Annotated in this window: 1 protein-coding gene; it reads right to left on the bottom strand. The window is 40.6% G+C overall.

Annotated elements, in window-relative coordinates; translation table 11 throughout:
- Positions 1–137: 137 nt before the first annotated feature.
- Positions 138–1,240, bottom strand: a 1,103-nt coding sequence (locus tag IGI96_RS19720) for a lysozyme family protein (RefSeq protein ID WP_438785716.1), incomplete at its 5' end; no start/stop codon positions are given.

Genomic DNA, 1,240 nt, shown 5'->3' with positions numbered 1-1,240 from the left:
TATTATTTTCCCTCTCTTTTAGAACTGGTTGAAGATAATTTAAGGCAATCAAAACACCTAAAATAAAGCTCAGTACGCTAACAAGTATAAAAATTACGGCACTATTTTTTTTCTTCATTCGACCTCTTCCTTTCTGTCTATTTCAATCCCAAAGATACGGCTGGATCGATCAAATTCGCTTGAGATAAATCACTTGATTTTGCAATTTCCAAATGTAAATGCGGTCCAGTTGAGTTTCCTGTACTACCAAGCTGTCCGATTGTTTGCCCTTGCTTGACAGTCTGTCCAACTGTAGCCAAAATTTTGTTTAAATGCGCATAAAGGCTTACTTGACCATTCTCATGTTGGATAACTATATGGTTCCCCCAACTATAATGTGGACCGGCTGTGATTACTTTTCCATCCGCAATCGCTTTGATATTTGAACCAAAAGGATTCGCAAAATCCAGACCTCTGTGAAAGGCTGTTCCGCCTCCAAAAGGATCCGATCGCCAACCAAATCCACTCGAAATCACTGGATTATCCACTGGCAAAACATAGGCACCATTCGAAGATTGCCTGCTTTCTGTATTATCAATGTATTGGTAAACAAGTTCGGCATAAAAGAAGTTCCCTGAATCCCGATAAAGATACGTTCGCCCATCTGCTTTTGATACTTCATTGACGTATGAATACTTTTGACCGGCATTGGGATACCCATTGGCACGTTGGCTTGGTGCGACCACCGTCCTTGAATAGGTTTCTGCTTCATCAACAGAATGTTTTTTCTTACTATTGCCTAACCAAGAAACGTAACTAGATCCAAAATTATATGCTTGAACGATTGCTTTCTTATCATTTTCAAGTCCATATCTTTTCGCCAATTCCAAGGTGGTCTTATAGTGCTTTACTCCTTGACGAATCGACCATTCAACACTTGAAATACTATTTGGCGACAGTCCTCCTGATTCACTTGATTGCATCGGATCACTCCCCCTACCGCCTGATTCCACCATCATGATCGCAAGTAGAAAGGGCACTTCCGAAGAAATTTCGGCTGCTTGCGCTTCTTTTTCAACAATTGATTTTAACGCTAAAACCTCCGCTGAGAGCGCCTTATTTCCGCTGATTTCAACGGTCTGACTCGTCTGTTCGATACCTAAAATTCCAGCTAACATGTTTTGTGTTTCTTCTATAACCATCGCTACTGCTGAGAAAGTAAACACAGAAAGAAGCACAACCACTAGGAGTTTGATCTTTA

This window comes from Enterococcus sp. DIV0421 (assembly GCF_051713745.1).
GTDB lineage: Bacteria > Bacillota > Bacilli > Lactobacillales > Enterococcaceae > Enterococcus_D > Enterococcus_D casseliflavus.
The sequence above is the reverse complement of the archived record's forward strand: the minus strand, read 5'-3'. Positions and strand labels throughout refer to the sequence as shown.